Source organism: Streptomyces sp. NPDC050743 (assembly GCF_044456925.1).
Classification (GTDB): Bacteria; Actinomycetota; Actinomycetes; order Streptomycetales; family Streptomycetaceae; genus Streptomyces.
This window is the reverse complement of sequence record NZ_JBITGJ010000207.1, coordinates 1-7251: the sequence shown is the minus strand read 5'-3', so window position 1 is coordinate 7251 and position 7251 is coordinate 1. Positions and strand designations below refer to the sequence as shown.

Sequence of the window (7251 nt, the reverse complement as noted above, 5' to 3'; positions counted from 1 at the left end):
GAGACGCTTCGCGGCCGTCGATATACGCAGCAACTCCATGCACGCAACCATACATGCGCAACACCAGGGATGATTAAGGAAGTTGGTGAGCCTGTCGGCATCCGGCTTGCGTACCGAGCTGGTGGAAGGGCGTGAAATCGTCAGCCGGCCGAGCCCGGTTCCGCGGCGCTTGCATGGTCCCGACCGAGCCGGGCCGTCCGCCAACTCGACCGACGCGTCGCCGCCGGCGCGGGGTCACAGCCAGCCGCGGCGGGCGGCGGTCAGTCCGGCCTGGAACCGGGTGTCCACCCCCAGTTGACTCATCAGGCGGTGGATACGGCGCTGGGTGGTGCGTTCGCTCCAGCCCTGGGCCCGGGCGATCGCGGCGTCGGTGAGCCCTGCCGCGAGCAGCGACACCAGTGACCGGGTCTCCTGGTCGGGTTCGCCGGTGCGGCTCTCCAGGCCCGCCTCGGCGGCGGCCGTGCGGCTCGTCAGGGGCAGGGGCACCGCCCGCTCCCACTCCACCTCGAAGAGCGCCTCCAGGGCCACCAGCATCGGTGAGCTCTTCACCAGGTACGCCGCCAACTGACCACCCGGCGCCGAACTGATGGGGATGATCGCGACCCGGCTGTCGCAGATCACGAGTTTGAGGGGCAGCTCGGTGCGCACCCGGGCCTGTTCGCCGGCCCGGACGCTGGGCAGGATGTCGTCTGCGAGGCGGCCCGGCCAGGCGACGGCGGCGCGGTCGTAGATCACGCGATGGGCGACGCCCCGGCGCTGCCGCTTGATCTGCTCGTCGAGGTTGCTGCCGGGCCGGTCGACGTAGGGCGGCCGGTCGAAGGCCCGTATCTCGCGCTGCGCCTGGGTGGTCATGCGCTGTACCGCGGCGCTGACGTCGGCGCGTTCGGTGAGGAGTTCCACCGCGAGATCCGGGCTGCTGATCCGGGATGCCTCCCGGTGCGCCTCCATCAGCCGGTGCATCTGCGACCGGGCCTCGTCGAGTTGCTTCTCACGGCGGCGGATCAGGGCGGTGACAGCGATGTCGGGGGCCACCGCGGTGAACCGGGGCGGTCGGCCGGTGGCCCGCGTCGCGAGGCCCTCCTTGACCAGATCGGCCAGCTGCCGCGTGGTGGAGGGAACGGACAGTTCGCAGGCGCCCGCGAGCTCCGAAGCCGTGGCATGGGGCATATGGACCAGCACGGCGTAGACGCGCTCGGTTCCCTGCGTCAGTCCAAGCACGGTGAATGTCATGCCTTTTCCGCCTTCATGTCCCCTGCCCGCCGGCCGGCGGACAGGCGACCTTGGTTCTTGTGCAACAGCTGTTCCGTCGACATCTTCCATGTCGTGAAGGAGGCCCGGTCCGGGGGGTCTCCTTGTGGGAATGGCCGCGGGGGGGGGGGCGGGGGGGGGGGGGCCCCCCCCCCCCACCCGGGTGGTCGAGCAAGCGGATCGGATCAGTAGGAGAACTGCTGGACCTGGAGGCCGTCGCCTGCGTAGGTCCAGCCTGTCCGGGTTGCCGGATCGAGCTGGATGACGCGCTCGCGATGGCTTCCCAGCCGGCCGTTGTAGGAGCCGAACTGGGGGTACTCGACACCGTTCACCGTACCCACCGTGTCGCCTGTCCTCAGGTCGACGACGGCGATGCGTCCGGTGGCGTTGTTGTCGGTGAAGCCGTACTGCTGGAAGCCGCCCATGGGCTTCAGGTCCGGGAACCGGAAGGCGAGCAGCGCCAGGTGGTGCTCCCCGTCGACGGCGAGCGCGAGGGGCGTCTGAGCGGTTCCGACATTCACCGGGTCACCGCCGCCGAGCTGCCCGAGGTATCCGGTGCCGGCGAAGTTGACGCTGAAGGAGTGGTACCACGTTTCGTAGAGGTTGCCCTTCTGGTCGGCGGCGAGGTCCACGGCGCAAGGGATGCCGGCCTGGCTCTGGGTGACCGTCCTGGTGTCCAGGTCGACCGCCGCTACCGTGCCGGAGCCGATCGAGCCCACGCAGTTGATGGTGGAACCGGTCTTCTGCGCGGAGAAGAGGCCGGTCGACTCGTCCACGTCCAGCAGGCCGTACGAGGTCATCCCGTTCGGAGTGGGGTCGAGCTGGAGGGGGTCGCCCATTGTGCCGGTCGCCGTGTCCACGGGCAGGACGAAGCCCGCCCGGTCACTCGAACGGTAGGCGAGCACCGCCGCGCGGTGGCGTTTGGGGTCCACCCGTCCGCCCGTCACGACGTACTGGTCATCGACCCGGACGCTGCTGCCGATCGCGTCGCCGGTGCTCGTGTCGTAGGTCTCGAGCCACTGCTCGCCGGTGGTGGTCTGCTTGTGCAGGACCAGTGTGCGGTGGGCGGAGTCGACGCCGAACACCTCGTAGATGGAGCCGTACGCGGGGTCGCTCGTCAGCTTGCGCCCGTAGGTTCCGGTGGCGGCGTCGTAGTCGTACACCGAGCCTTCACCGGTGGGGCTCTCGACCGCCGCGACGGACGTGCCGCCGGGGACGATCGCGAAGTCGGTCAGGTTGGTGCCTTCGGGGGCCATTCCGTCGTCGTATGCCAGGAGGGACGTCGGCGACGCCTGCCCGACAATCTTGCCTTGCCGGTCGACGGCGAACACCCGCAGGTCGTAGTCGGTCGATGAGGGCAACTTGAGTGCGAGGGCGTCGAGGGCCACCGTGCCCTGCGTGCCCTCCAGCGTGCGGTCGAGCGTGGCCGGGCTGTTCACACCGTCGTGGTCGCGGGTGGTGCCGTTCTGGTTGCTGAACGTGTTGTACGAGTGGTACATGTTCGGCCCGGGCGCCGAGAGCTCCAGCAGTGTGCCGGTGGCGCCCTCGACCCGCGACACGTCGTACCGCACCGAGAACTTCGGGGCGGCCCGGTTGATCTCCAGCAGATGACCGAACTCCCCGGATGCCTTTGCGGCCAGGGTCGGCGCCTCCGGGCGTTGCGAGACGTCACCGCCGTCGACCCGGATCGAGGCGAACTCGCCGTACACCGGGCCGCGCCTGGAGCCGCCCGTGGGGTTCTGGAGGATACCGATGCCGTAGATGCCTCCGCCGGCGGAGAAGGTGTCGGCCGGGACGGTGACCGTACCGCGAAGTCCCGTCAGCGGGGCGCTGTAGGAGGCGGAGAAGATGGGCGCCGACGCGGGGTTCCAGTGGCCGACCCCCGACACGACCAGCTGGGGCGAGCTGACGTTCCGCACTCCGGTGAGGTCGTAGCTGACCTGCACGGAGTGCCCCGCCTTGACCACGGGCTGGACCACCGGGGCGAGTGCCTCGGCGTAGCCTCCGTCGGTGGGTCCGAAGGTCAGCTCGTGGGTGGTCGAGGCGAGCACCTGGTGGCCGTTGCGCACCTCGAAGGTGAGCGAGATGTGACGGTCCGCCGTGGAGACGACCGGCAGTCCGGCCGCGGTCAGCATCTGGGTGGGCGTCAACCGGATCGCCGGCACATCGGACGTGAACTCGTGACTCCCGATGCGCAGCGCGTAGCTGACGCCTTCCTGGTCGGGCAGGCCGGTCACGTCGGCGCCGATGGTCACCGGCCCCACCAGGCCCTCACCGGTGGCGCCGGCGCCCGTGCCCGGTCCGGCCAGGTCGATTCGTCCGGGGTCGGTGGCCTCCAGGTACGAGCCACCGAGCCCGCCGATGGTCTGGCGATGCGCCACCGAGAGCCGGACGATCCGGGGCGTGCCCGTCTCGGCATCGCTGCCCCGTGTCTTGGCCAGGACCGCCTGCACCGCGGCTGTGACGTCGAGCTGCGGACCCACGTGCAGCGGCTGGTCGATCTGCGGCGGAGTGGGCACGGCCCGGCCGGTGCGCTCCAGCAGCGAGCGGACGTCGTCGGGCGACGGGTGCTGCCCGGTCAGCCGGGAGGTCTGCAGCACGACCGCGGCGGCGGCCGCGATTTCGGGCGCGGACGCCGACGTGCCTCCGCTGAGGACTTCCTTCACCGACTGTGCGGTCTGACCCTGGTGCTCGAAGGCGGGGATGCCGTCACTGGGCGCCGAGACGTCCACGCGCGTGCCGAATCCCGAGGAGAAGACCTCGGAGCCGTTGAGCCTGGTGGTCGCCCAGGTCCCGTTGGCCGACGCGGCTCCGCCGTTCTGCGGCGGCACGGACAGCGTGTCGTCGTTCGTGGTGCCGCCCGCGGCGATCGCGCCGGAATCCAGCACCTTGGTGGGCGTGGTCGACACCTGGTCGTCGTCGATCCGGGTGGCGTCATCCGCTTTGCGTGTCACGTCGGTCGCGGTGCTGCCGCCGTCGGGCCCGACAGCCGCGTTGGTGTACATCCTGGTGCCGTCGTTCGACGAGACCACCACGGTGATGCCGTACTGCTGCACGATCGACGCGATCACGGCCTGCGTGACCGGGTCGTCCTCCAGATAGCGGCCGGGGAATCCGAATGCGTCGGTGCCGTAACCAAGGCTGGCGGTGATCACATCGGGCCGCGGCTGCTGCCGGGCCGCGGCCAGCAGAGCCACCGCTATCTGACTGAACGTCGGCTGCTGCGGGACGACGAGCCGGTAGGCGGCCCCCGGGGCGATGCCCAGCAGGTCGGAGTCCCCGCTGCCCTGCATGCCCGGGCGCTGCAGGTCGTGCGGAAGCGGCGCCATCACGGAGAAGTCCAGCAGCACCTCACCCAGCGCGGTGTCCTGCCCCTGGGTCGAGCCGGTCGGGTCGAGGGCTCCGGTCGCGTCCGCGGTGTAGGTGGGGACCAAGGGCATCGTGGGGATGTCCAGGTACCGCTGGCCGTTCTGGACAACGGTCGTCGGCCCGGTCGCGCCCAGGTGCGGCGTCGACTCATCGGTGAGGTCGCCCACCGAGACGTTGGTGATGGTCTCACCGGCGCCGGGCAGCTGGTCGAACTTCTGCTTCAGCAGGCTGTAGGCGCCTGTCGCGTCGACGCCACCGGCGTTGAGGAAGCTCTGCAGTGAGGTGCCGAGAGCCGCGTTGCCGGGCACACCGTCGCCGTCGGAGCCGGTCGCACCGCTGTCCTGCTCCCTGGCCGACGAGCCGGCCTTGCCCGCGGTGGCGCCCACCGAGGAGGGAAGTGGCACGGCGCCGGTGTTCATGGGGGAGACGGTCCGGTCGGGCTCGGCGTAGACGACACCGGGTGTGGCGGCCAGCGCCCGGGCAGCCGCCGAGGCGTCGCCGCCGGCCAGTTGGACGACCTGGACCTTGGACAGGTCCATCGCCGCGGAGCCAAGCTTCGCCTTGGCGGCTGAGTGCAACTGCCGGGCCTGGGCCGCTGTGAGACCCGGCACCAGGGGTCTCATGGATACCGCGTGGGCCCGGTGGAGCGCGGTGTTGACCGCGGGGTCCGAGGTCTGCGGGGTACGGGCCTGCAGATTTCGGTGCTTGCCCAGCGACTTGCCGGTCACTGTGGCTGAGCCAAGTACGACAAGGACCTGGCGCGGGTCGTTCTTCGCCGACTGTGCGGGCGTGGGCTTCAGGAACGAGCGCCACGGACCGAGCGCCGAGGACCCGGGTGTGCCGGGCAACGCGCCCCTCGAAGACGTCCCTTTCGCGCCGGAATCGACCGCAGAGGTCTGCGCTCCGGTGGCCGCCGCGTACTGCACGGGTGTGGCGAGCAGTACGGCCGCGCTGGCTATGGTGGCGAGGTTGCGAGCGATCGCTCTTCTTCGCCGTTTCATGGGCGCTCCACTTCTTGCGAACGAACTCGGGGAAAGCAAAGACAAGGCGCTGCCCCCGAACAGCGCCCACGCTGCGGGGAATCTTTCAACCTGGAAAAGCCGCCACAAGACGAGCAGGGTGGCGGACTTCTGCCAACCGGCAGGAAGCCGCCACCGAAACGGCGAAGTCGCACGGTATTTGCCGGCTTTGAATCCGTGTTGTCGTCATGGCGTCGTGAAGCTGACGGCAGTCAGAGCGGAGTGCCGCATCATCCGCCGCTGCGGTGCCACGCGAAATGGGGGGCCAGCCGGGCACGTACGGATCCGTCTCGGGTCGGCGGATGCGGCGCAGGGTGTCGGGCGCAAGGCCGGCGAGGGTGGGCTAGCCGTCGACGGCCATGACGAGGTCGGCTTCGGCGAGCAGGGAGTGCAGGACGTGGACGATGCCGTCGGTACCGTCCAGGGCCAGGCCGTAAGCGTAGGGACGGCCGACGCCCACGGCTGTGGCGCCCAGGGCGATGGCCTTGATGACGTCGGCTCCCGTATGGACCCCCCGGAGTCGAATAGAGCAGGCAGGCCGTCGGCGGCCTCGACGATGGCAGGTAGGGCGTCCAGGGCGGGCAGTCCGCCGTTGGCCTGTCGGCCGCCGTGGTTGGAGCAGTAGATGCCGTCCACGTCGGCGTCCTTGGCGCGGCGGGCGTCGTCGCGGTGGCACATGCCCTTGAGGATCAGCGGCAGGTCGGTGATCGAGCGCAGCCAGGGCAGGTCGTCCCAGGTGAGCGGATCGCCGAAGATCCGCACCCACTCGGCGACCGCGGCCTCTCGCCCGACTTCACCGGCCTTCCTGCGAGTCGGGGGGCCAGGAGGTGGGGTGCAGAAGCCCGAGGACATACGCCTTGGCGACCAGCGCGGTCCTGTTCGGCACCTTGAGCATGCGGCACAATCGGGCCAGATGGTAATTCACGCCGTCCACCGTGAGAGCGACCGACCGTGCGATCAGTGCGGAGGTGGCTCCGGACGCAACCAACTCCAGGATGCGCGCTTCTTTCGGTGACAAGGCCTGCGCGGGGTTTGGGTCTGTGCCGTGTGCCATCGGGTCGGGGTGCAGGAACGCCATCAGCAGCGTCCGAGTGAGAACTTCGTCGCTGACGGGTGCCACGGTGAGTTGCCCGGCTCTGGTCACGCCTTGGGCGTTCCACTCGACACGAATCGGATAACGGAAGCGACGTCCGTGCCGAAGCCCCTCCGAGAGCTTGAGCAATGACTCCTCGTCCGTGGACACCAGCAGATCGAGCAGATTGCGATCACGTACCTGCCCGGGGGTCAAGCCCCACAGGGCGGAGAACGCGGGATTGGTGATCACCAGCGAGCCGTCGGTCCGGCTTATCGCCGTGGGTGCCGGCGACCGGTCGAGCAACCGCAGAAACCGATTCCGCCAGACCGCCAGCTCCTGTCGGAGGTCCGCCCATTCATCCGATGCGATGGTCACGGATTCAGTCGCCTCCTGTGGCGCCTTGCGCGATCAATGACGTGCGTACGTTTTCCATCGGATCACCGACTCAGCTCGGATCCACCGGCTTGATGTCTGTGGACGGTTTCTCGGGGAACGCAGAAGTGCCTTGTGACCTGCGATGATGGGGTTTTTCTAGGACCA

Annotated in this window: 3 protein-coding genes and 1 pseudogene; all 4 read right to left on the bottom strand. The window is 69.5% G+C overall.

Annotated features, from left to right (window positions below; genetic code table 11):
* Nucleotides 1–234 precede the first annotated feature (234 nt).
* Nucleotides 235–1230 (bottom strand): helix-turn-helix domain-containing protein, encoded by a 996-nt coding sequence (locus ACIBJF_RS51045; RefSeq protein WP_399184732.1) that lies wholly within the window; start codon nucleotides 1228–1230, stop codon nucleotides 235–237.
* 203 nt (nucleotides 1231–1433) lie between these two features.
* Nucleotides 1434–5618, bottom strand: a complete 4185-nt coding sequence (locus tag ACIBJF_RS51040) for a S8 family serine peptidase (RefSeq protein WP_399184731.1) — start codon at nucleotides 5616–5618, stop codon at nucleotides 1434–1436.
* Nucleotides 5619–5979: 361 nt separating this feature from the next.
* Nucleotides 5980–6419 (bottom strand): annotated as a pseudogene (locus tag ACIBJF_RS51035) (alpha-hydroxy-acid oxidizing protein); the annotation flags it as partial.
* Between the two features lie 10 nt (nucleotides 6420–6429).
* Nucleotides 6430–7086: a LuxR C-terminal-related transcriptional regulator gene (locus tag ACIBJF_RS51030; protein ID WP_399184730.1), complete on the bottom strand. Its 657-nt coding sequence runs from the start codon at nucleotides 7084–7086 to the stop codon at nucleotides 6430–6432.
* Nucleotides 7087–7251: the final 165 nt, after the last annotated feature.